This is a genomic window from Pseudomonas fragi (genome assembly GCF_900105835.1).
Lineage (GTDB): Bacteria > Pseudomonadota > Gammaproteobacteria > Pseudomonadales > Pseudomonadaceae > Aquipseudomonas > Aquipseudomonas fragi.
The window spans coordinates 2,492,912-2,514,358 of record NZ_LT629783.1 but is presented as its reverse complement, the minus strand read 5'-3'; the positions used below and the strand labels follow the sequence as shown (position 1 = coordinate 2,514,358).

19 protein-coding genes and 1 pseudogene are annotated in these 21,447 nt (G+C 59.8%); 11 read left to right on the top strand and 9 right to left on the bottom strand.

Features of this window, described 5'->3' with window-relative positions; all coding sequences use genetic code 11:
• The first annotated feature begins 207 nt into the window (after window positions 1-207).
• From BLU25_RS11555 to BLU25_RS11545, 3 genes are read left to right on the top strand one after another with little or no spacing between them, the layout of a single operon-like run.
• Window positions 208-783: a regulatory sequestration protein YfiR gene (locus tag BLU25_RS11555; RefSeq protein ID WP_016783542.1), complete on the top strand. Its 576-nt coding sequence runs from the start codon at window positions 208-210 to the stop codon at window positions 781-783.
• Window positions 780-2,051, top strand: coding sequence for a diguanylate cyclase DgcN/YfiN (locus tag BLU25_RS11550; RefSeq protein WP_016783541.1), 1,272 nt, complete (start codon window positions 780-782; stop codon window positions 2,049-2,051). Before BLU25_RS11555 ends, BLU25_RS11550 begins: the two co-directional genes overlap by 4 nt.
• Before the next feature lie 8 nt (window positions 2,052-2,059).
• A complete protein-coding gene (locus BLU25_RS11545; protein ID WP_083369645.1) occupies window positions 2,060-2,563 on the top strand; it encodes an outer membrane lipoprotein YfiB in 504 nt (167 codons plus the stop codon).
• Between the two features lie 124 nt (window positions 2,564-2,687).
• On the opposite strand, the gene BLU25_RS11540 is transcribed toward BLU25_RS11545, so the two are convergent.
• Window positions 2,688-3,635, bottom strand: a complete 948-nt coding sequence (locus tag BLU25_RS11540) for a LysR family transcriptional regulator (protein ID WP_016783539.1) — start codon at window positions 3,633-3,635, stop codon at window positions 2,688-2,690.
• A 114-nt stretch (window positions 3,636-3,749) separates the two neighbouring features.
• Between BLU25_RS11540 and BLU25_RS11535 the strand changes: the two genes are divergently transcribed.
• Together BLU25_RS11535 and mmsB are read left to right on the top strand one after the other, a co-directional pair.
• Window positions 3,750-5,264 (top strand): CoA-acylating methylmalonate-semialdehyde dehydrogenase, encoded by a 1,515-nt coding sequence (locus tag BLU25_RS11535; RefSeq protein ID WP_016783538.1) that lies wholly within the window; start codon window positions 3,750-3,752, stop codon window positions 5,262-5,264.
• Window positions 5,265-5,274: 10 nt separating this feature from the next.
• Window positions 5,275-6,162, top strand: coding sequence for a 3-hydroxyisobutyrate dehydrogenase (gene mmsB, locus BLU25_RS11530; protein WP_016783537.1), 888 nt, complete (start codon window positions 5,275-5,277; stop codon window positions 6,160-6,162).
• Window positions 6,163-6,222: 60 nt separating this feature from the next.
• On the opposite strand, the gene BLU25_RS11525 is transcribed toward mmsB, so the two are convergent.
• The 3 genes from BLU25_RS11525 to BLU25_RS11515 all read right to left on the bottom strand — a co-directional run bounded on the left by BLU25_RS11525 (window position 6,223) and on the right by BLU25_RS11515 (window position 9,127).
• Window positions 6,223-6,567: a cupin domain-containing protein gene (locus BLU25_RS11525; RefSeq protein ID WP_016783536.1), complete on the bottom strand. Its 345-nt coding sequence runs from the start codon at window positions 6,565-6,567 to the stop codon at window positions 6,223-6,225.
• A gap of 137 nt (window positions 6,568-6,704) precedes the next feature.
• Window positions 6,705-8,108: an amino acid permease gene (locus BLU25_RS11520; protein WP_016783535.1), complete on the bottom strand. Its 1,404-nt coding sequence runs from the start codon at window positions 8,106-8,108 to the stop codon at window positions 6,705-6,707.
• 137 nt (window positions 8,109-8,245) lie between these two features.
• Window positions 8,246-9,127, bottom strand: a complete 882-nt coding sequence (locus BLU25_RS11515; RefSeq protein ID WP_016783534.1) for a LysR substrate-binding domain-containing protein — start codon at window positions 9,125-9,127, stop codon at window positions 8,246-8,248.
• 207 nt (window positions 9,128-9,334) lie between these two features.
• Here BLU25_RS11515 and BLU25_RS11510 point away from each other — a divergent pair, with 207 nt between their 5' ends.
• The 5 genes from BLU25_RS11510 to BLU25_RS11490 all read left to right on the top strand — a co-directional run bounded on the left by BLU25_RS11510 (window position 9,335) and on the right by BLU25_RS11490 (window position 15,293).
• Window positions 9,335-10,099 carry a sulfite exporter TauE/SafE family protein gene (locus BLU25_RS11510; RefSeq protein WP_016783533.1) on the top strand — a complete coding sequence of 255 codons (765 nt, stop codon included), beginning with the start codon at window positions 9,335-9,337 and terminating at the stop codon, window positions 10,097-10,099.
• 143 nt (window positions 10,100-10,242) lie between these two features.
• Window positions 10,243-10,833: an NADPH:quinone oxidoreductase MdaB gene (gene mdaB, locus BLU25_RS11505; protein WP_016783532.1), complete on the top strand. Its 591-nt coding sequence runs from the start codon at window positions 10,243-10,245 to the stop codon at window positions 10,831-10,833.
• Between the two features lie 111 nt (window positions 10,834-10,944).
• Window positions 10,945-11,847, top strand: a complete 903-nt coding sequence (locus BLU25_RS11500; protein WP_016783531.1) for a LysR family transcriptional regulator — start codon at window positions 10,945-10,947, stop codon at window positions 11,845-11,847.
• A gap of 148 nt (window positions 11,848-11,995) precedes the next feature.
• Window positions 11,996-13,663 carry a gamma-glutamyltransferase gene (gene ggt, locus BLU25_RS11495; RefSeq protein ID WP_016783530.1) on the top strand — a complete coding sequence of 556 codons (1,668 nt, stop codon included), beginning with the start codon at window positions 11,996-11,998 and terminating at the stop codon, window positions 13,661-13,663.
• Between the two features lie 184 nt (window positions 13,664-13,847).
• Window positions 13,848-15,293, top strand: a complete 1,446-nt coding sequence (locus BLU25_RS11490; protein WP_016783529.1) for a SulP family inorganic anion transporter — start codon at window positions 13,848-13,850, stop codon at window positions 15,291-15,293.
• A 101-nt stretch (window positions 15,294-15,394) separates the two neighbouring features.
• Here BLU25_RS11490 and BLU25_RS11485 read toward each other — a convergent pair whose 3' ends face one another.
• The 3 genes and pseudogenes from BLU25_RS11485 to BLU25_RS23950 form a co-directional block, all read right to left on the bottom strand.
• Window positions 15,395-15,841 (bottom strand): hypothetical protein, encoded by a 447-nt coding sequence (locus tag BLU25_RS11485; RefSeq protein WP_016783528.1) that lies wholly within the window; start codon window positions 15,839-15,841, stop codon window positions 15,395-15,397.
• 220 nt (window positions 15,842-16,061) lie between these two features.
• The gene (locus tag BLU25_RS23955; RefSeq protein WP_414860511.1) at window positions 16,062-16,766 is read right to left on the bottom strand and encodes a methyl-accepting chemotaxis protein; all 705 of its coding nucleotides are present in this window, start codon (window positions 16,764-16,766) and stop codon (window positions 16,062-16,064) included.
• 198 nt (window positions 16,767-16,964) lie between these two features.
• Window positions 16,965-17,849 (bottom strand): annotated as a pseudogene (locus tag BLU25_RS23950) (methyl-accepting chemotaxis protein); the annotation flags it as partial.
• Window positions 17,850-18,352: 503 nt separating this feature from the next.
• Between BLU25_RS23950 and pmrG the strand changes: the two are divergent.
• Window positions 18,353-19,075: a lipopolysaccharide core heptose(II)-phosphate phosphatase PmrG gene (gene pmrG / locus BLU25_RS11475; protein WP_169870091.1), complete on the top strand. Its 723-nt coding sequence runs from the start codon at window positions 18,353-18,355 to the stop codon at window positions 19,073-19,075.
• Window positions 19,076-19,304: 229 nt separating this feature from the next.
• On the opposite strand, the gene BLU25_RS11470 is transcribed toward pmrG, so the two are convergent.
• Together BLU25_RS11470 and BLU25_RS11465 are read right to left on the bottom strand one after the other, a co-directional pair.
• Window positions 19,305-19,811, bottom strand: coding sequence for a hypothetical protein (locus BLU25_RS11470; RefSeq protein ID WP_016783525.1), 507 nt, complete (start codon window positions 19,809-19,811; stop codon window positions 19,305-19,307).
• Window positions 19,812-19,897: 86 nt separating this feature from the next.
• Window positions 19,898-21,364, bottom strand: a complete 1,467-nt coding sequence (locus tag BLU25_RS11465) for an ArnT family glycosyltransferase (protein WP_016783524.1) — start codon at window positions 21,362-21,364, stop codon at window positions 19,898-19,900.
• Window positions 21,365-21,447: the final 83 nt, after the last annotated feature.

Below are 21,447 nucleotides of genomic sequence, written 5' to 3'. Positions count from 1 at the left end.
TGATCCTGTTCCGGGTGCTTTTTTGTGGGAGTTGGCTTGCCTGAGATGCTGACGATGGGGGCTGCCTGGCAACCCTCGGTGATGCCATCGCGAGCAAACCCGCTCCCACAGGAAATGGCGCGCCCAATGTGACCTGTATCACAGTTAATACACATGTCGTGCTATCGTTACGACACTATTCCTATAAAGATCTCAGAGAAATCCCGCATGGACGTGGCTGTCTCATCGACAGAACAGCATTTTGGATGGCGGCTGCGGCTGTTATCTTTTTGCCTGTTACTGCTGAGCACTCCTTGCCTGGTGCAGGCGCAAACGCCCGTCAACCTGGCGGATCAACGCGCCAGGGCCGTGACCCAGGTGGTGCTGGGCATCCTCAGTTATGCGCGCTGGCCCACAGAGCCGGCGCAACTGCAGTTGTGCGTGATTGGCCCCACCGAATACACCGATGACCTGCTCAAGGGCGCGACGCAATCCACTGGCCGGCCGGTGCAGGTGCGGCGTGTGCTGGCGAGTGACCCGGGCATCGCCGGCAGTTGCAACGCGGTCTACCTGGGCAAGCTGAGCGCCGAGGAGCGCAGCGGCCTGTTCAGCAGCTTCAGCACCAAGGCGGTACTGAGCATCAGCGAAGACGGTGACCAATGCACCGTGGGCAGCCTGTTTTGCCTGCATGTGCGTGATGAGCAAGTGTCGTTCGAGGTCAACCTCGACTCCGTGGCCCGCAGCGGCGTACGTATTCATCCCAGCGTGTTGCAACTGTCACGCCGTCGGGCGGCGCAGCCATGAGCGGGTTGAATGCGCCGCAACGACGTCGCCGGCTGCGTTCGGTGTTGCGCCGTGGGCATCTTGGCGTGGCCCTGGTCGCGGTCACACTGGCCAGCGCCTCCATGACCCTGCTGGGCGTGCTGGCACTCAAGGTCTATGCCGATCACAACCTGCACCTGATTGCCCGCTCCATCAATTACACCGTGGAAGCGGCCGTGGTGTTTGACGATCCCGGGGCGGCAACCGAAGCACTGGCCTTGATTGCCTCCACCGAAGCGGTCGCCGAGGCCCGGGTCTACACCGCTGATGGTGAGCTGCTCGCGCAATGGCAGCGGCCCGAAAACGGCCTGTTGTCGAGGGTTGAAATGCTTTTGGCCGACAGCTTGCTGGAGCAACCGATCACCGTGCCGATCCTGCATCAGGGCCGTGAAGTTGGCCGCGTGGTCCTGCGCGGGCACGGTGCCAATATGCTGCGCTTTTTGCTCAGCGGGCTGCTCGGCGTGCTGCTGTGTACGGCACTCAGCGCCTGGAGTGCGCTGTACCTGTCGCGCCGGCTGCTGGGCGGGATTACCGGGCCTTTGCAGCAATTGGCACAAGTGGCCCACGCCGCCCGTCGTGAGCGGGCGTTCGATCGGCGTGTGCCGCCTGCGCATATTGCCGAGCTGGACAGCCTGGGCAATGACTTCAATGCCCTGCTCGACGAACTGGAGTCATGGCAAAGCCATCTGCAAAACGAAAATGAGACCCTGGCCCATCAGGCCAGCCACGATTCGCTGACCAACCTGCCCAACCGCGCGTACTTCGAGGCGCGGCTGACGCGTACCCTGCGCGCGCTCAACAAAACCCGGGACAAGGCCGCCGTGCTGTTTCTCGACAGCGACCGTTTCAAGGACATCAACGATTCCTATGGCCATGCCGCCGGTGATGCGGTGTTGGTGGCCGTGGCTACGCGCATCCGTGCCCAGTTGCGTGAAGAAGATGTTGTGGCGCGCCTGGGCGGTGACGAATTTGCGATCTTGCTGACGCCGATGCACAAGGTCGAAGACGCCCAGCGCATCGCCGAGAAAATCATCGCCAGTATGCTTGAACCGATCCAGTTGCCGGGGCAAGTGTGTGTCGTGACCTCGCTCAGTATCGGCATCGCGGTTTACCCGGAACATGGTGCAAGTGCCCAGGAGCTGCTTTGCGCAGCGGACTCGGCGATGTACCAGGCCAAGCGCCTCGCCCGAGGCGGGCAACATGTAGCGGAGTCGGAGCACCCCGCAAACACCGTAATTACCAGGAGCTAACCCCCAACATGCGTGCATTGACCCAGCGTTATCTGCAGTTTTTCAGCGTTGCCTTGTTGTTGGCGACATTGTCGTTGACCGGTTGCCAGACTGCCCCGCCAAAGGGCCTGACCCCGGCGCAGATTGCGGTCCTCAAGGAGCAGGGCTTTGAGTTGACCGAAGAGGGCTGGGCATTTGGCCTGTCGGGCAAAGTGCTGTTTGGCAGTGACCTTGAAGTGCTCAATACGCAAAGCCAGCAAATCGTCGAGCGCATCGGCACGGCCCTGCTGGGTGCAGATATCCAGCGCGTACGGGTCGACGGCCATACTGACTCGTCGGGCAAGGAGTCCTACAACGAACAACTGTCCGTGCGCCGCGCCAACAGTGTGGTCAAGGCCCTGACCAAAGTCGGCATGCGCCCGGAGAATATCCAGATCCGTGGGTTGGGTAGTCGCGAGCCGGTAGCCAGCAATAACAGCCGCGCCGGGCGCACGGAAAACCGTCGGGTGTCGATTGTGGTGATTGCCGACTAGAGATTCGTACTTGGCCCCCCTCATCTTTGTGGGAGCGGGCTTGCTCGCGATTCAGGCACCGCGATCTGCCTGAATGATCGCGCTGATGCTATCGCGAGCAAGCCCGCTCCCACAGGGTTTGGGGTCAGTCCACAAATTTCATCCCGCGCGTTTCGCCCAGTAGCAGCGGCGCATTCAGCTCCGTCACTTCGCGGATGTAATCCCATAGCAAGGTGATGCGTTTCAACTTCCTCAGATCTTCCCGGCAGTACATCCAGAACTGCCGCGTCAGGTTGACCTCATTCGGCAACACCGGCAGCAAGCGTGGATCCTGGGCGGCCAGAAAGCACGGCAAAATCGCCAGCGAGCGGCCCTGCTGCGCTGCCACGAATTGCGCAATCACGCTGGTGCTGCGCAGGTTGGCGCTGGCGCCGGGCAGCACGTTGGCCAGGTACAGCAGCTCCGAGCTGAACGCCAGATCGTCCACATAACTGATAAACGTATGCTCGGCCAAATCCGCCGCCCGGTTGATAGGCGGGTGCTGGTCCAGGTATTCCTGGGTGGCATACAGTTGCAGGCGGTAGTCGCATAGTTTGCAACACACATAAGGCCCGTGTTCCGGCCGCTCCAGGGCGATCACGATATCGGCTTCGCGCTTGGACAGGCTGATGAAATGCGGCAGCGGCAGAATATCCACCGAAATGGCCGGGTAGGCGTCGACAAAATGGCTGAGCTGGGGGGTGACAAAAAAGCTCCCGAACCCCTCGGTGCAGCCCATGCGCACATGCCCGGACAGGGCCACGCCCGACCCCGACACCTGCTCGCAGGCCATGTGCAGCGTGCTTTCGATCGACTCGGCATAGCCCAGTAAACGCTGGCCTTCGCTGGTCAGGGTGAAGCCGTTGGTGCGCGACTTTTCAAACAGCAACGTACCGAGGGCAGCTTCCAGCGAGCTGATGCGCCGCGACACGGTGGTGTAGTCCACCGCCAGGCGTTTGGCCGCGCTGCTGGCTTTGCGGGTACGGGCCACCTCAAGAAAAAACTTCAGGTCGTCCCAGTTCAATGCACTTAGCGATGTGATGTTTTTTTGCATGTTTGACCGGCTTTTATGTGCGTTCTTATTAGAAGAACGCACACCTATACTCCAAAAACAGTCCTGCGACCAATCTGGACACCCGCACTCAAAATAATAATGCCGGAGACTTCCATGAACGTTTCTACCACCCCGTACCAAAACGCCCGCCTGCTGATCGATGGCGAATGGGTCGAGTCGCAGACCACCGAGTGGCACGACATCGTCAACCCCGCCACTCAGCAAGTGCTGGCCAAAGTGCCGTTTGCCACTGCCGCTGAAGTCAACGCCGCCATCGCTGCCGCCCAGCGCGCCTTCCAGACCTGGAAGCTGACGCCCATTGGCGCGCGCATGCGCATCATGCTCAAGCTGCAAGCGTTGATCCGCGAGCACTCCAAACGCATCGCCACCGTGCTCAGTGCCGAACAGGGCAAAACCATTGCCGACGCCGAGGGCGATATTTTCCGTGGCCTGGAAGTGGTCGAGCATGCGTGCTCCATCGGCACCTTGCAGATGGGTGAATTCGCCGAAAACGTCGCTGGCGGGGTGGATACCTACACCTTGCGCCAACCGATCGGCGTTTGCGCCGGGATTACGCCGTTCAACTTCCCGGCCATGATTCCGCTATGGATGTTCCCGATGGCCATCGCCTGCGGTAACACCTTCGTACTCAAGCCATCCGAGCAAGACCCGCTGTCGACCTTGATGCTGGTCGAGCTGGCGCTGGAAGCCGGTGTACCGCCAGGCGTGCTCAACGTCGTCCACGGCGGCAAGGAGGTGGTGGATGCGCTCTGCACCCACGCCGATATCAAGGCGGTTTCGTTTGTTGGCTCAACCGCCGTCGGTACCCACGTGTATGACCTGGCGGGCCGCCACGGCAAGCGCGTGCAATCGATGATGGGCGCAAAAAACCACGCCGTGGTGCTGGCCGACGCCAACCGCGAACAAACCCTTAACGCGCTGGTCGGTGCCGGTTTCGGCGCGGCCGGGCAACGCTGCATGGCCACCTCGGTGGTAGTGCTGGTGGGCGCGGCGAAAAAATGGCTGCCCGACCTCAAGGCGCTGGCGCAAAAACTTAAGGTCAACGCCGGCAGTGAGGCGGGCACCGATGTAGGCCCGGTGATCTCCAAGCGTGCGAAAGAGCGCGTGCTGGGGCTGATCGAAAGCGGGATCAAGGAAGGCGCGGTGCTGGAACTGGACGGCCGTAACATCAAGGTGCCGGGCTTCGAGCAAGGCAACTTTATTGGCCCAACCCTGTTTTCTGGGGTCACCACCGATATGCAGATTTACACCCAGGAAATTTTCGGCCCGGTGCTGGTGGTGATTGAGGTCGATACCCTCGACCAGGCCATCGCACTGGTCAATGCCAACCCGTTTGGCAATGGCACCGGCCTGTTTACCCAAAGCGGCGCTGCGGCGCGCAAGTTCCAGACCGAAATCGATGTGGGCCAGGTGGGTATCAATATCCCGATCCCGGTACCGGTGCCGTTCTTCAGCTTTACCGGCTCCCGTGGATCGAAACTCGGCGATCTTGGCCCGTACGGCAAGCAAGTGGTGCAGTTCTATACTCAAACCAAGACCGTCACCAGTCGCTGGTTCGACGATGACAGCGTGAACGATGGCGTCAACACCACCATCCACCTTCGTTGAGGGCACCCGTATGAACATCGCATTTATCGGCCTGGGCAACATGGGCGCACCGATGGCGCGCAACCTGCTCAAGGCCGGGCATTCGTTGAACCTGTTTGACCTGAACAAGGACATCCTTGCTGAACTGGCTGCCCTGGGTGGCCATATCAGCACTTCGCCACGTGAAGCGGCCCAGGGCACGGAAATGGTGATCACCATGCTCCCGGCTGCGGCTCATGTGCGCAGCGTGTGGCTGGGTGAGGACGGTGTGCTCGCCGGTATCGCCAAGGGCGTGCCCGCCGTGGATTGCAGCACCATCGACCCGCAGACCGCCCGCGATGTCGCCGCTGCAGCCGCCAAACAGGGCGTGCAGATGGCCGATGCGCCGGTATCCGGCGGTACCGGCGGCGCGCAGGCGGGCACCCTGACCTTTATGGTCGGCGCCCCCCAGGCGCTGTTCGACACCCTGCACCCGGTACTCGAACAAATGGGCCGCAACATCGTCCATTGCGGGGATGTGGGCACCGGCCAGGTGGCTAAAATCTGCAACAACCTGCTGCTCGGGATCTCCATGGTCGGCGTCAGCGAGGCCATGGCCCTGGGGGCGGCACTGGGTATCGACAGCGAAGTCCTGGCCGGGGTTATCAACAGCTCCACCGGGCGCTGCTGGAGTTCGGAGGTGTACAACCCGTGGCCGGGGATCGTGGAAACGGCCCCTGCATCACGCGGCTACACCGGCGGGTTTGGTGCCGAGCTGATGCTCAAGGATCTGGGGCTGGCCACCGAGGCCGCACGTCAGGCCCACCAGCCGGTGGTGATGGGTGCCGTTGCGCAACAGCTGTATCAGGCCATGAGCCTGCGCGGCGAAGGCGGCAAGGACTTCTCGGCCATCATCAACAGCTATCGCAAACCTCAGTAACTGGTCGCTTTACCGGGAGCCCGCGTCGGGCGGGCTCCCGGGTTTTTTGCGTGGTTTCACTCAGGCAAAAACGAAATATTTGCGCACGGTTTCCACCACTTCCCATGTGCCTTTCATGCCCGGCTCCACCACAAAGATATCCCCGGCCCGCAAGTGGATCGGCTCTTTGCCCTCGGGGGTGATGATGCAATAGCCCTCACGGAAATCGCAGTATTCCCACTTCACATACTCCACATACCACTTGCCGGGCGTGCAAATCCAGGTGCCCATGATCTTGCTGCCGTCTTCGCTGGTGTAGGCATTGAGGTTGACGGTGTGCGGGTCGCCTTCGAGTTTTTCCCATTTGCAGGCATCGAGCACGGGCAGGGGATGGGTGTCGCGAAGCACGGTGATTGGCGCAGACATAAGACCTCCGGTGATGGGTTATCGAACCTCACCCTAACCGCAGCGTTACTCTGACAGATGCCTGGTTCCGACCCCCAGATGCGCAAAAGCCCCGGCACTGTTTCCAGTACCGGGGCTTTTTTGTGACAGCTGGATGCTTAGTGCGCGTTGGCCAGTGCCTTGCCAGTGCGCAGGCGCAGCAGATAGAAGCCGTAGATGATCAGCAGCCACACTGGAATCGCATACACCGACGCGCGAACGTCGGGGACCATCCAGATTACCGAAACGATCACCGCCATAAATACCAGGCACAGGATATTGCTGAACGGGAACCAGAATGCCTTGAACGAAGGCGTCACGCCCTGTACCGCCATAGCCTTGCGGAACTTGATATGAGTGAGGCTGATCAGCGCCCAGTTGATCATCAGCGAGGCAACCACCAGCGCGAACAGCAGCTCCAGCGCCTTGTGCGGGGCCACATAGTTGACCACCACACACAGCAGCGTCACCAGTGCCGACACGCCCAGTGCGCGCAACGGCACGCCATTTTTGGTCAGTTTCATCAGCGCCTTGGGTGCATCACCCTGTTCGGCCAGGCCGAACAGCATGCGGCTGTTGCAGTACACGCCGCTGTTGTACACCGACAGCGCGGCGGTCAACACCACAAAGTTGAGGATTTGCGCTGCGGTATCGCTGCCGATCAAGGCAAAGATCTGCACAAACGGGCTGCTGCCGTAGGCATCGCCGCCGGCGCCCAGGGTGACCAGTAACTGGTCCCACGGGTACAGCGCCAGCAGCACCGTCAGGGCACCGACATAGAAAATCAGGATACGGTACACCACCTGGTTGATGGCCTTGGGGATGACCTTTTTCGGCTCGCTGGCTTCAGCGGCGGTGATGCCCACCAGCTCCAGGCCACCGAAGGAAAACATGATAAAGGCCATGGCCATCAGCAGGCCCATGCCACCATTGGGGAAGAAGCCGCCGTGGCTCCACAGGTTGCTGATCGACGCCTGCGGGCCGCCGGTGCCGCTGAACAGCAGGTAGCAGCCCAAAACGATCATGCCGACAATCGCCACCACCTTGATGATGGCAAACCAGAACTCCATCTCGCCGAACACTTTGACGTTCAGGGTATTGATCAGGTTGACCAGCGCAAAGAACACCACGGCGCTGACCCAGGTCGGTACCTCGGGCCACCAGAACTGGATGTACTTGCCCACGGCCGTCAGCTCGGCCATGCCCACCAGCACATACAGCACCCAGTAGTTCCAGCCCGACAAGAAACCCGCATAGCCGCCCCAGTACTTGTGGGCAAAGTGGCTGAAGGAGCCGGCCACCGGCTCTTCGACGATCATTTCGCCCAGCTGGCGCATGATCAGGAATGCGATAAAACCGGCGATCGCATAGCCCAGGATCATCGACGGCCCGGCCGACTTGAGCACGCCCGCCGACCCCAGGAACAGGCCCGTACCGATGGCGCCGCCTAGGGCGATCAGCTGGATGTGGCGATTTTTCAAACCGCGTTTGAGTGTGACCGGGGGGGAGTTAGCGTCAGCCATCGGTTGCCCTGTGAGTTGTTATTCTCAAAACTTGATAAAAATACCCACGGCCAAAGGTGCCCCGGGTGTCGCAAGCCCCGGATATTACTCTGGGTAAAAACCAAGGCATACAGGCGAAGCGCAAACCGCGACTCTTCCTACAAGCTTAACGCTTCCAGCAAGGCCACCGCATAGGCGGGCAACTGCTCGAATGAGCGGGCACAGAGCAGCAATTTACGATCTGCCCACGGCTCGCTCAAGCTCACCACTTTAAACGTGCGTGGCGCCTGCCAGCGCTCGATGGTCGCCCGGGGCACAATCCCCAGCCCGGCGCCCCGGGCGACCATGCGCAGCACGGCGTCAAAACCCTCGGCGCGAATCCGCACCTGCATGCGTACACCCACATGCAACGCCTGCTCCTCGAGATACACCGCCAACGCGCTGCTGGCCGACAGCCCGACATAGTCATGGCTCAGGGTGTCGCTGAACGAAAGCGTCGGCGAGTGAGCCAGCGGGTGATCGAGGGGCATGACCAGCACCAGCGGGTCATCGCGAAACGGCCGGGTTTGCAGGTCGCGGGTGTCGACTGCGCTGGAGATCACGCCGATATCGGCCGCGTCCAGGCGCAACGCATGGGTAATGCGCAGGCTGGTGAGCTCTTGCTGATCGACGCTGATAGTGGGGTGCTGGCGCACAAAGTCGGCGAGCAACTCGGGCAGGTATTCGGTGAGGGCGGCAGTGTTGCACAGCAGGCGCACACGGCCTTTGAAGCCTTGGGCGTATTCGCTCAGGTCGTGATTCATGCGCTCGACCTGCTGCAAGAGCAGGCGCGCATGCTGTGCCAGCGCTTGCCCGGCCGGTGTCGGACTGACACCACGCCGGCTGCGCTGCAAAAAGGCCACGCCCAGGGACGCTTCCATCGCCCTGATCCGCGCACTGGCGGCGGGCAGCGATAAATGACTGAGGCTGGCGCCAGCGGTGATATTGCCCGCCTGCAGCACATTCAAGTACAGGCGCAGATCTACCAGATCGAAATGCATGAAAAGTCCTTACCCCTATGGCAGGCGTGTTGTGGGAGCGGGCTTGCTCGCGATGGTATCGCCTCGGTTTGCCTGACAAACCGCGTAGCCTGAATCGCGAGCAAGCCCGCTCCCACAAGGAGTGTGTGTTCTGCCTATTGCCGGACAAGAGGCTGGCTCTGTGCATTGCGCATTTCCAGGCGCATGGGCATGCCCCAGCATAGGCCCATGAAAACACTTGTCGAGTTCTATCAAAATATGGGTTGGGCCTCGTCACTGATGGTGATGATGACCTTTTTGCTGGCGGGTACGGTCAAGGGTGTCATTGGCCTTGGCTTGCCGACCGTAGCAATGGGCATGCTCGGCCTGGCTATTGCTCCGGCACAGGCTGCGGCACTGCTGATTATCCCTTCAATTGTCACCAACGCCTGGCAACTGGCCGCAGGGGGGGAGTTGCGGGCCTTGGTAAAACGCCTGTGGCCCATGCAACTGGGGATTTTTATCGGCACCGCCCTGGGCATGCTCTGGCTCAGTATCGACGGCGGTAGCTGGGTGGTACGAGCGCTGGGCGCGGCCCTGTTGCTCTATGCCCTCAGCGGGTTGTTCCTGCCCACCCTGCGCGTCGCTACGCAGCGCGAACCCTGGCTGGGTCCGGTGTGCGGTGTAATCACCGGGGTCATTACCTCGGCCACCGGCGTGTTCGTGATCCCCGCAGTGCCCTATCTGCAAGCGTTGGGCCTGAGCAAAAACCAGTTGGTGCAGGCCTTGGGATTGTCCTTCAGCGTCTCCACATTGGCCCTTGCCGCCGGGCTTTACTGGCGCGGCAACCTGGGCGGCGGTGAGCTCAATGCCTCATTGCTGGCGCTGGTGCCCGCCATGCTCGGCATGTGGCTGGGGCAATGGTTGCGTCAGCGCATCAGTGCCCTGCTGTTTAAACGGGTGTTTTTTATCGGCATGGCACTGCTGGGCACTCACTTGTTAATCAACAATTGATTATGGATTCGTGCTGGAGCGGCAAAGGTGATTTGACCCACTACGGGTTTTTCTCATGCGAGGGCATCGATATTCTGCCGACATGTTTTTTAACCCCCCATGTCGCTCAACAGCGCTGAGGGTTTAACCCCTGGAGGCTGATGATGAAAAAAATACTTTTGCTTAACGGTGCGAAAAAATTCGCCCACTCCGATGGTCGCTACAACCTGACCATGCACGACACTGCGTTGGCGTTTTTTGATCGTCAGGGTTTTGAAGTCAAAGTGACCCATATCGACGAAGGTTACGATATCGCCGAAGAGGTGGAAAAATTCCTCTGGGCTGACGTGATCATCTACCAAATGCCGGGCTGGTGGATGGGCGCGCCGTGGATTGTTAAAAAGTACATGGATGAAGTATTCACCGAGGGTCACGGCAAGCTCTACGCCAGTGACGGCCGCACCCGTTCCGACGCTTCGCAGCGCTACGGCAGCGGTGGCCTGATTCAGGGCAAGCAGTACATGCTGTCGCTGACCTGGAACGCCCCGCAGCAGGCGTTCGATGACCCGGCCGACTTCTTTGAAGGCAAGGGTGTGGACGCGGTGTACTTCCCGTTCCACAAGGCCAATGAATTTTTGGGCATGACCGGCTTGCCGACCTTCCTGTGTGTTGACGTGATGAAGCGCCCGCAACCGGAAGTCGATGCTGCACGCTACGAGCAGCACCTGGCCGAGGTGTTTGGCCTCAAGGCATAAGCGCCGGTGGGAGCGGGCTGGCTCGCGATGCAGGCCACGCGGTTGTTATGACGAACCGCGGTGATACCATCGCGAGCAAGCCCGCTCCTACACGTAGATAAGGTCGACCGCGTGAAAGCCAGATCCGATGAGCTGCAAATTTTTGTTTCGGTCATCGAGTGCGGCTCGATTTCCGCTGCTGCCGAACAGGCCGGGCAAACTCCTTCGGCCGTGAGCCGCACGCTGTCACGGCTCGAAGCCAAGCTTGAAACCACGCTGATCAATCGCACCACCCGGCGCATGGACCTGACCGAAGAGGGCAAGTTCTTCTTCGAGCGCGCCAAGCAGATCCTTGAGCAGATGGACGAGCTGGAAGAGCGCCTCATCTCCCATCAGCGCACCCCCTCCGGGCGCCTGCGGATCAACGCCGCGGCGCCATTCGTGCTGCATGCCATCGTGCCGTATATCCCTGAATTTCGCGCCCTTTACCCCGAGATTCAGCTGGAACTCAACAGCAACGATCTGATTATCGACCTGCTGGAACAAAGCACCGATATTGCCATTCGTATCGGCACCCTGGCCGACTCCACCCTGCATGCCCGCTCCCTGGGGTGCAGCCCGCTGAATATCCTCGCCAGCCCGGACTACATCGCCGCCCACGGTATGCCCACAAGTGTTGCGGATTTGGCCCACCACACCCTGATCGGTTTTACCCAGAACGATGGCCTCAACCAGTGGCCGCTGCGGTATGCCCAGGGCGACCGTTGGCCCATTCAGCCGGCCATCAGTGCCTCCAGCGGTGAAACCGTGCGGCATCTGGCGCTGCAAGGGCAGGGCATCGCTTGCCTGTCGCATTTCATGACCCACGAAGACATCGCCGCCGGGCGCCTGCGCGTGGTGCTGGGTGAGTTCAACAGCGGCTATCGCCAGCCGATCCACGCCGTGTATTACCGCAACTCGCAGCTGGCGCTGCGCATCCAGTGCTTTCTGGACTTTATCCAGGCCAAGCTGGCGGGGTATGCCATCTGCGACTAGCGCATACCCACAGCGTCGTCGCCGCTTCAACACAATGTGTTCCCGCTGGGGGGTGCGTCATTGCGCACTTTCGCTTTTGTTGTTTGAAAATGTTGCCGAATTCAGACAAGGTTTGGCCACAGTTGATAACAATAAAAGGATGTATCGAATGCGCATTGTGTGGTTCAAAACCCTGGCCCTGACGGCGGCTATCGTTGCCAGTTCTTCGGCGTATGCCGTCACCCTGGACGGCGGCGCGGTCGCCGCACCCGATCAATACGGCGCCGAAGTGGCTGCGCAAATTCTGAAAAAAGGCGGCAACGCGGTCGACGCCGCAGTCGCCACCGCCTTTACCCTGGCCGTGACCTATCCCGAAGCCGGCAATATCGGCGGTGGCGGGTTTATGACGATGTATATCGACGGCAAACCCTACTTCCTCGACTATCGCGAAACGGCACCCAAAGCCGCTAGCCGCGATATGTATCTGGACGACAAGGGTGAAATCATCGAGAACCTGAGCCTAGTCGGCTCCCGCGCTGCAGGCGTGCCGGGCACGGTGATGGGCCTGTGGGAAGCGCACCAGCGCTTTGGCAAGTTGCCGTGGGCCGAGCTGCTGACCCCGGCCGTGGGCTACGCGAAAAACGGCTTCACGGTGGCCGACCAGCAATTCCAGTACCGCGAAGATGCGCTGGCGCTGTTCAAGGGCACTACCAATTTCGGTGACTACTTTGGCAGCATGAAACCCGGACAAACCTTCAAGCAGCCAGAGCTGGCCGAGACCCTGGAGCGCATTGCCGACCAAGGGGCCAAGGAGTTTTACCACGGCAAGACCGCCGATCTGCTGGTCGCGCAAATGCAGGCAGACAAAGGCCTGATCACCAAGCAAGATCTTAACGACTACAAGGTCAACTGGCGTGAGCCAATGCGCGTCGATTTCCGTGGCAACACGTTGTACACCGCGCCACTGCCAAGCTCGGGCGGTATCGCTCTGGCACAGTTGATCGGCATTAAAGAAGACCGCGCCGCGGACTTCAAAGGCGTCGAACTGAACTCTGCGCCGTACATCCACCTGTTGGCCGAAATCGAAAAACGCGTTTTCGCCGATCGCGCCGACTACCTGGGCGACCCGGCTTTCGGCAAGATGCCCGTTGCTGAACTGACCGACCCGGCCTATATCGCCAAGCGTGCAAAAGAGGTCAATCCGAAAGCGATTTCCGCGACTGCCAATGTCAAACCGGGCCTGGAACCACATCAGACCACGCACTTCTCCATTGTCGACAAACAGGGTAACGCGGTCAGCAATACCTATACCCTGAACTGGGATTACGGCAGCGGTGTTGTGGTTAAGGGCGCGGGCTTTTTGCTGAACGATGAAATGGATGACTTCAGCTCCAAGCCTGGCGTAGCCAACGCCTTTGGTGTGGTAGGCGGCAATGCCAACGCCATTGAACCAGGCAAACGCATGTTGTCGTCCATGAGCCCAAGCCTGGTGACCCGTGACGGTCAGGTCACGCTGGTACTGGGCACGCCGGGTGGTTCGCGGATTTTCACCTCGATTTTCCAGGTGCTGAACAACATCTATGACTACAACCTGCCACTGGAAAAAGCCGTAGCCGCGCAGCGTGTGCATCACCAGTTGTTGCCTAAAGACACAATCTATTTCGACGCTTATGCGCCGTTGACCGGCAAGGTGGCGGATGAGCTCAAAGCGATGGGTTACACCCTGGAGGATCAGGGCTGGAACATGGGGGATATCCAGGCTATCCGGGTTCAGGGCACCGCGCTTGAAACCGCCTCCGACCCGCGTGGCCGTGGTGTGGGCATGGTGGTGAAGTAGTAAACCCGATTCTTTGTGGGAGCGGGCTTGCTCGCGATTCAGGCTACGCGGTTTGTCAGGCAAACCGAGACGATGCCATCGCGAGCAAGCCCGCTCCCACAAGTGTTTTATAACGTCTGCAATTTGTTACCATCTGTTGCTTGTTACTCCCTCCGTTTTCCCCGTCCCGAATTTTAGGTAAGCCATGAAACTCTCACGTCTGCGCGCTGATGTCCTGGCCGGGCTCACGACGTCTTTTGCCCTGTTGCCCGAGTGCATCGCGTTCGCGCTGGTTGCCCATCTCAACCCGCTGATGGGCCTGTATGGCGCCTTTATTATTTGCACGCTTACCGCGCTGTTTGGCGGGCGGCCGGGCATGGTCTCCGGTGCCGCCGGGTCGATGGCGGTAGTGATCGTCGCGCTGGTGGTGCAACACGGTGTGCAGTACCTGCTGGCCACGGTGCTGCTAAGCGGGCTGATCATGCTGGCGTTCGGCCTGCTCAAACTGGGCAAACTGGTGCGCATGGTGCCGCACCCGGTGATGCTGGGGTTCGTCAACGGCCTGGCAATCGTGATTGCCCTGGCGCAACTGGATCACTTCAAGGACGGCGACACCTGGCTCAGCGGCATGGCGCTGTACATGATGATCGGGCTGGTGGCCGCAACGATGGCCATTGTCTACCTGCTGCCGCGCCTGACCCGCGCCGCGCCGCCTGCGCTGGTGGCCATTCTGGGCGTTGGATTGGCGGTGTACCTGCTGGGCCTGCCGACCCGTACCCTGGGCGATATGGCGCACATCGCGGGTGGTTTGCCGAGCTTCAACCTGCCGCAGATTCCCTGGACGCTTGAGACCCTGGGCATCATCGCGCCCTATGCCGTGGTGATGGCAGTGGTCGGCTTGCTGGAAACCCTGCTGACCCTCAACCTGACCGACGAAATTACCGAAAGCCGTGGCTACCCCGACCGCGAGTGCGTGGCTCTGGGCGCGGCGAATATGGTCTCGGGGGCATTCGGCGGCATGGGCGGTTGCGCGATGATCGGCCAGACCGTGGTCAACCTCAGTTCCGGCGGCCGCGGGCGGTTGTCCGGGGTGACTGCCGGGGTGATGATCCTGCTGTTTGTGTTGTTCCTGTCGCCGTTTATCGAGCGCATTCCACTGGCGGCGCTGGTGGGGGTGATGTTTGTGGTGTCACAGCAGACCTTCGCCTGGGCCTCGTTGCGAGTCCTCAACAAAGTGCCGCTCAACGATGTGCTGGTGATTATTGCGGTGACGGTGATTACCGTGTTCACCGACCTGGCAGTGGCAGTGATGTGCGGAGTGATTATCGCCGCGCTCAACTTCGCCTGGCAGCAGGGGCGTCAGATGTACGCTGATACGGACCTGCAAAACGACGGCAGCAAGCTTTACCGTGTGCACGGCACGCTGTTTTTTGCCTCGACTACGGCGTTTCTCAAGCAGTTCGACCCGGCCAATGACCCGGCGCAGGTGACCCTCGATTGTCGGCATTTGAACTTTGTTGATTATTCGGCCATTGCGGCTCTCGATACGCTGCGCGAGCGCTATCGCAAAGCGGGCAAACATCTGCGGGTGTTGCACCTGTCCGAGCGCAGTAAAAAGTTGCTCAAGCGTGCTCGCGTACATCACGAGTAATGGGGATAGGCTGTGGCAAATTAAGTAATACTTTTAGTTATTGGATCAGGAATATAAGCGGGTACATAGCAAGTATGTGACCCGCTGACGACTGTAGATGATTAAAACGCGGGGATCATTTCTTTAGTAAAGCACCGTGGGTCGGAGCCTTTACGGTCAAAAACGAACTCGAATTCAACTGAACCCAGACGAGGCTCGGTAATGCTCTGTGCAATACGTATCTTGCGTTTGACGCCATCCTGTTGCAGGTTTTTGTTGGTTTTATCCCAATCAGTATTCTGGTTTGTAGACGAACCCCAAATGCGCATGTTCAGGTTAGCTTCGCTTCGCGATGCAGAACTGCTTGGGCTGTTGATTTTATAATCGGTTGCGAAGACGCTCAGCAAGTTGCCATTTCTGACCGCTGTTACGTAAGCGGTCCCCGTGAATCCACTTGCCGAGCAACTGAGTGTGTAGTCTCTGCTGGTTTCCGCGAACGATGCTGACGCCGCCAATAAAAGTGTGGCTGCAAGACCAGCCTTGGTTGCGATTTTTTGTTCAAATAACATAATAGTGGGTCCTGTTGATGTTTAGGCCCGGTGAGTTTAAATACAGTATTTGATATGTAGGGAGAGTGGTTTTTACATTTGTGTGTGGGATTTTTTTTGCAAGCGTGTAGCTGTGTTGAACTTGTTGCGGCTCAAGCTTCCATCATTCTTGTGCTCTGATATCTGACCAGGTGTTTTAAAGTGGGGTTCAACCGTTGAGCATGAGTTGAACCCTTGATAATTAAACTTTGAAGTGACTCACCATTTCTTGCAACTGGTTGCCCAGGCGCGCCAGTTCAACACTGGACTTGGCCGTCTCGTCGCTTGCCGCTGCGGTCTGTTCGGAAACGTCGCGCACGTTGACGATGCTGCGGCTGATCTCTTCGGCCACTGCGCTCTGTTGTTCGGCGGCAGCGGCGATTTGCTGGTTCATCGACTGAATATTCGACACCGTGCGGGTGATGCCCTGCAAGGACGTGCCTGCGTGCCGGGTCAGGGTTACGCTGCTGTCGGTCAGGGTGCGGCTGTTGTGCATCACGCTGGCCACATGCTGGGTACCGCTTTGCAGGGCGGCTACCAGGGTCTGGATTTCTTCGGTGGATTTTTGCGTGCGCTGGGCCAGGCCGCGTACTTCATCGGCCACCACGGCAAAGCCGCGCCCGGCGTCACCGGCACGCGCCGCTTCGATCGCAGCGTTGAGGGCCAGCAGGTTGGTCTGCTCGGCCACGGCCTTGATCACGTCCATCACACTGCCGATCTTGTCGCTTTCCTGTTGCAGCACGGCCATGGCTTCGGTCGAACGGCCCACTTCCACAGCCAGGCGCTCGATCTGGTCAATCGCCTGGTTGACCACGGTGTCGCCTTCGCGGGCTTCGTTGTCTGCGGCCGCAGCGGCTTGCGAGGCTTGCTCGGCATTGCGCGCCACTTCCTGCACGGTGGCGGTCATTTCATGCATGGCGGTAGCCACCTGATCGGTCTCGATCTTCTGGCTGTTGACCCCGGCGCTGGTTTGCTCGGTCACCGCGGACAGCTCTTCGGCGGCACTGGCGATCTGGCTGACGCCATCACGGATACCGCTGATCAATTCGCGCAGGGTAGTGCCCATGCGGGCAATGCCTTGTTGCAGCACGCCCAGTTCGTCGCGACGGGTAACGCGCAGGTTCTGGGTCAGATCGCCACTGGCGATGCGATCAACCACGGCCAGGGTTTCACGCAGGGGCACGGTGATCTGGCGGGTGATGATCACGGCTGCGGTGATGCCAAACAGCAACACCAGCAGGGTGGTGATCAGTTGCATGCTGTTGGCCGTGGCGCTTTCGATGTCGCGGCGTTCCAGTTGAATCTTGTAAAGCTCATCGCTGCGGCCAAGGATGCTGGTGCCGTATTCGGTCATGTCTTTGCGCATGGCAATGATGGTGTTGTCGGTGCTGGTGTAAAGCTCCAGAGCTTCCTGGTACTGATCCATGGTTTTGGTCAGGGTGCGCAGGGTGTCGCTGGCGTTGGCGGCAAAGTGCGAACTCAGGCGGTCAAGGCTGGCAATGGCGGCATCCAGTTGCTGGCGGGCGGCCTTTTCCGTGGCGGGGTTGGGTGCGGCAATGTAGGCACGCACCTGGTAGCGCGAGAGCAGGAACTGCTCACGGACTTCAGACACGGTCTGGAACATGGCAAAGCGGTTTTCATCCCCAGCGGGCAGTTGCAGGGCGCGGTTGAGCAAGGTGGTGATGGCGTCCTGGGCCAGGGCGGCATTGCGGTCCATGTTGGCCCGCGATACGGCGGACTCGACATACGCCTTGCGCATGGTCACCAGCGCGCGCTCGTAGCGGCCGATGATGGCTTGCTGCTCCTTGAGCAGCTTGAGGTTTTCCGGGCTCTGGAAGGTGGCAATCAGCTGACTTTGCTGCGCAGAAAACGCATCAATGCTGGCTTGTACGTTCTGTGCGGCAGTTTCGTCGCCATCGGTCAGCATGTATTGCAAACGCGTAACCCGCAGGTTGGTAAACGCGGTGTTTAAACGGGTGATGTCGCTCATCCAGTTACTGCGATCAATCATCTTGTCCAGACTGATCCAGTTGCAGACGGCCATTACGCAGGTAAGGGCCAGTACCAGGCCAAAGCCCAGGGACAGTTTCAGGTTGACGCTGATATTGCTCAGCCATCTATTCATAGAGTTCTCCAGGAACGCTGCACGCATGATCTAAGTTCGCTGGAGGGAATTATTTTTTTTGACCCAGCCGAGTGTTGTGTTGGAGGGGTATCGGCTGCATCCGCCAGAGCTGAAACGTTTTGTTTAGCACCAGTTCACATAACTGCCCAGCCATTCGGATGGCGGCTGGGAATTCGGCTTTTACGCTTTTTTTCACATCCGTTTCACCTGCCTCTGACCTCCCTTTTTCTAGGATATGTTCAGCTAATTGAGACCTGCTTTATGCAAGTCTGTTTGCTGCAACCGGGTCGCGAAGCGACCCGTTGTCATATTCGCGCTATAGGGTGGTGCCAGTGTTTTCACTGACTGCCGCAGGGGGCATAAGCATCGTGACGTTGAGTCTTGGTCTGACCGGAATTAACCGTGCGCTGTTGCGCCGTGGCCTGGTCCGTTACAGAAATGCACTGGTGGTAATTGTGGCCAGCGTGCTGGCCACAGCGCTGGTGCTGGCGCTGCTGGCACCTGCCGCCGCACCTGATCTGGCGCAGCCCAGCCATGCCGATCGCGTATTGCTGCTCACCGACAGCTGGGCCAAGGGCGATGTGATTGCAGTGGTACGCCACGGCGAGCGTTGCGACCGTTCTTCGGCACAGTGCCTGGGGCCGGCGGACGGTGTGACGGTACGCGGCGAGGCGACGGTTCAGGCGCTGGGGGCCGACTTCGACCAACTGGGGCTCACGAACGCCGATATCTACAGCAGCCTGCTGACCCGCGCCCGGCAAACCGCCGATGCCATGTTTGCCCACCCGGTAGAGGCCCAGGACTGGCTGTTCAACTGCCGGGGCAGCATGTTGCGTGATGCCCTCAAGCATAAAGTGCCGGGCCACAACCTGATCCTGGTGAGCCATAGCGAATGCATGGACCAACTGTTGATGGACATGCACCTGTCCACCAGCACCACGTTTGGCTATGGCGCTTCGTTGTTTATCAAAACCAATGGCGCGAACAGCGATCCGCAGATGCTGGGCTATATCGAGCCCAAGGACTGGAAGAGCATCGTTCCGGTGGTGAGCACCAGCAGCCGTCACGGGTTTGAAGCCTCGCAGTTCTGAGGTCCTTTGGCGCAAGACATGAAGCCCGGCCCTGAGCCGCAATGCTGTTCACTTAAGAGCAACGCAGCTCAAGTGTGGGAGCGGGCTTGCTCGCGATGGTCTTCAGAGCACCGCATTTACTCAGTAAATACGCGTCATCGTTTACGACCATCGCGAGCAAGCCCGCTCCCACAGAGACAGAAATCGCCTAAGTGAACAACACTGCGGCCCTGAGCCGGGCTTTTTCATGTCAGGTGCGGTTCAGCAGGCGGTTCCAGTTTTGCTCGTCGGGCAAGGGCAGGTCGCTGAGTTCGCGGGCCACCACGTTTTCAATGTCGTTGGCGCTGAGCACTTTTTCGTCGAGCCACGGCCAGGTCGCATCCGCATCGCGAAAGTTGAGCTGGTTGTTCAATTGCTGGCAGGCAAGGGCGAGCAGATGCATCAGCGTCCACAAGCTGGTGATGTAAGGCTTTTGCTGGGCCGGAATGCGATTGAGCAGGGCGGTCACGTCAGCCAGGTTGGCACCTGGCGTCAGATTGCTGTGCAGGTTCCAGACGATCGCACCGTTGTTCGATACATCCTGATTGGCCAGCGCCGGGTCGGTGCTGACTTCGATGTTGAGCTTTACGCGCTGTTGCTCAAGCTGATCGATCAGGTAATTGGCCAGATCGGATTTGCGCAGGAAAGCGCTGGCCGTGTTGTAGGCCAGATTTGCGTCGTAGTCGCTCAGGGTCTTGCTGGAAATGCTGATGGTCATGGCAGGCTCCTTGGCTGTGAATCGTCCAAGGAGCGTAGCCAATGCAGCGTGATCGGCCACGGCATCTGCGATTGTGTTGCCCGGGATCAAGTTTGCGGGGGCGGCGTGGCCTGGCTGACAAAATAGAAGTGGTGGCGGCCAACGCTGATTTCTTCCAGCACCTGCAAGGCCATGCCCGGTATCTCGGGTTTTTCCACAAGGGCGACATGCTCGGGCGATGCGCTGAGAAACGCCTGCAACTGGGCCGTTGAATCAAGGGTGTGTTGCAACTGCTGGCTGTAGAACACCACGGCGCCCAGTCGTTCGTCGGGCCGCAGCAGTGCGACCTGCTTGCCGCTGGCCTGCAGGCTCATGACCCGGGCGGCCAGGGGTTGGAAGGACTCTTCCTTGTCGGCCAGCGGGGCCCGATGGGCCGCCAGCAGGTAGGCGCCCACCAGAATGCTCAGCAGCGCGATTGCAAGGGGGCGATGGTTGTCGCTGAGGAATTTGGCCACTGGCGAACCTGCGCTTTTTTTGTACAGCCAGTCCAGCACCACCCGCGCGTACTCGGCCGCAATCACCGCCGCGGCGGGCGCCATCGACATCATGTACACCGCACGCTTGCTGGAGGCGAGGTTGAGCAGCACAAATTGCGCCACCAGCCATACACTGAAAAACAGCAGGAAGGGGTTGGCACGCAGCTGTTTGCGAAAGTGCCACAGGCCCAGGTAAGTCAGCAGGTTCCACGGCAGAAAGGCTTCGGGCAGTTTTCGCAGGTAGTAGTAAAAGGGTTCGTAATGCCCGGCTTCGACAAAGGAGCCGCTAAACCGCCCCACGCTGTTGGTCAGCAGCAACTCGCTGACCGCCTGCATACCGCCGCGCTGGTACAACAGGCACAGCCAGATCATCAGCGGGATCAGCCCCACCAGCGTCAACAGTGCGGGGCGCAGCCAGTTGCGCAGTACGAAGCGTTTAGCGATCAGGCTTTCGCTCAGCAGAAAGACAAAGATCACCACGCCCGGCAATGCCAGGCCCAGTACGCCTTTGCTCAGGGTGGCAATGGCGATGCCGAAGGCGAACAGCAGCCAGCTGCCCCGGGCCAGGCCGGGCTGGCGATTGGCGTGGTAGAACGCCAACAGGGTCATCGTCACGCCCAGGGTCAGCAGGGAGTCTTCGCCCACCTGACGGGCGTTGCCCCAAAAAATGCCCATGGTTGCCAGCATCGCCGCGGCTGTCCAGGCCAGCGCCGTGGGGCGCCCGAGTTTGCGCAGCATGGCGTAGAGCAACATCACGCAAAACAACCCGGCAAACGCAGACGCCAGGCGTACGGCGAACAGCTCGGCGCCGAACACGCGAATGGCACCGGCGTCCAGCCACAGGCTCAGGGGAGGTTTTTCCAGAAAGGGTTGATTGAGCAGATTGGGAGTGATCCAGTCGTCGCTGACATGCATCTGCATGGCGATGCCCGCCACCCGGGACTCGGTCGAGCCTTGCAGTTGGTGATTGCCCAGCGCGAAAAACAGCAGCACGCAAGTGAGCAGTAATAACAGCAGAGCAGGACGAGTCAGGCGCATTGGGCTACCAGGCAGCAATCGAATGAATACTGCGCTGGAGTATAGGAGGGCGATCCTTAATAAATTGTGAAAGCTGGCAGGCC

Coding starts and splice junctions, on each gene's coding strand:
- mdaB (WP_016783532.1), top strand. CDS start 10,243: ATGAAAAAAATACTTTTGCTTAACGGTGCGAAAAAATTCGCCCACTCC.
- mmsB (WP_016783537.1), top strand. CDS start 5,275: ATGAACATCGCATTTATCGGCCTGGGCAACATGGGCGCACCGATGGCG.
- BLU25_RS11540 (WP_016783539.1), bottom strand. CDS start 3,635: ATGCAAAAAAACATCACATCGCTAAGTGCATTGAACTGGGACGACCTG.
- ggt (WP_016783530.1), top strand. CDS start 11,996: ATGCGCATTGTGTGGTTCAAAACCCTGGCCCTGACGGCGGCTATCGTT.
- BLU25_RS11515 (WP_016783534.1), bottom strand. CDS start 9,127: ATGCATTTCGATCTGGTAGATCTGCGCCTGTACTTGAATGTGCTGCAG.
- BLU25_RS11485 (WP_016783528.1), bottom strand. CDS start 15,841: ATGTTATTTGAACAAAAAATCGCAACCAAGGCTGGTCTTGCAGCCACA.
- BLU25_RS11470 (WP_016783525.1), bottom strand. CDS start 19,811: ATGACCATCAGCATTTCCAGCAAGACCCTGAGCGACTACGACGCAAAT.
- BLU25_RS23955 (WP_414860511.1), bottom strand. CDS start 16,766: ATGACCGCCACCGTGCAGGAAGTGGCGCGCAATGCCGAGCAAGCCTCG.
- BLU25_RS11520 (WP_016783535.1), bottom strand. CDS start 8,108: ATGGCTGACGCTAACTCCCCCCCGGTCACACTCAAACGCGGTTTGAAA.
- BLU25_RS11465 (WP_016783524.1), bottom strand. CDS start 21,364: ATGCGCCTGACTCGTCCTGCTCTGCTGTTATTACTGCTCACTTGCGTG.
- BLU25_RS11545 (WP_083369645.1), top strand. CDS start 2,060: ATGCGTGCATTGACCCAGCGTTATCTGCAGTTTTTCAGCGTTGCCTTG.
- BLU25_RS11490 (WP_016783529.1), top strand. CDS start 13,848: ATGAAACTCTCACGTCTGCGCGCTGATGTCCTGGCCGGGCTCACGACG.
- BLU25_RS11550 (WP_016783541.1), top strand. CDS start 780: ATGAGCGGGTTGAATGCGCCGCAACGACGTCGCCGGCTGCGTTCGGTG.
- BLU25_RS11525 (WP_016783536.1), bottom strand. CDS start 6,567: ATGTCTGCGCCAATCACCGTGCTTCGCGACACCCATCCCCTGCCCGTG.
- BLU25_RS11535 (WP_016783538.1), top strand. CDS start 3,750: ATGAACGTTTCTACCACCCCGTACCAAAACGCCCGCCTGCTGATCGAT.
- BLU25_RS11555 (WP_016783542.1), top strand. CDS start 208: ATGGACGTGGCTGTCTCATCGACAGAACAGCATTTTGGATGGCGGCTG.
- BLU25_RS11510 (WP_016783533.1), top strand. CDS start 9,335: ATGAAAACACTTGTCGAGTTCTATCAAAATATGGGTTGGGCCTCGTCA.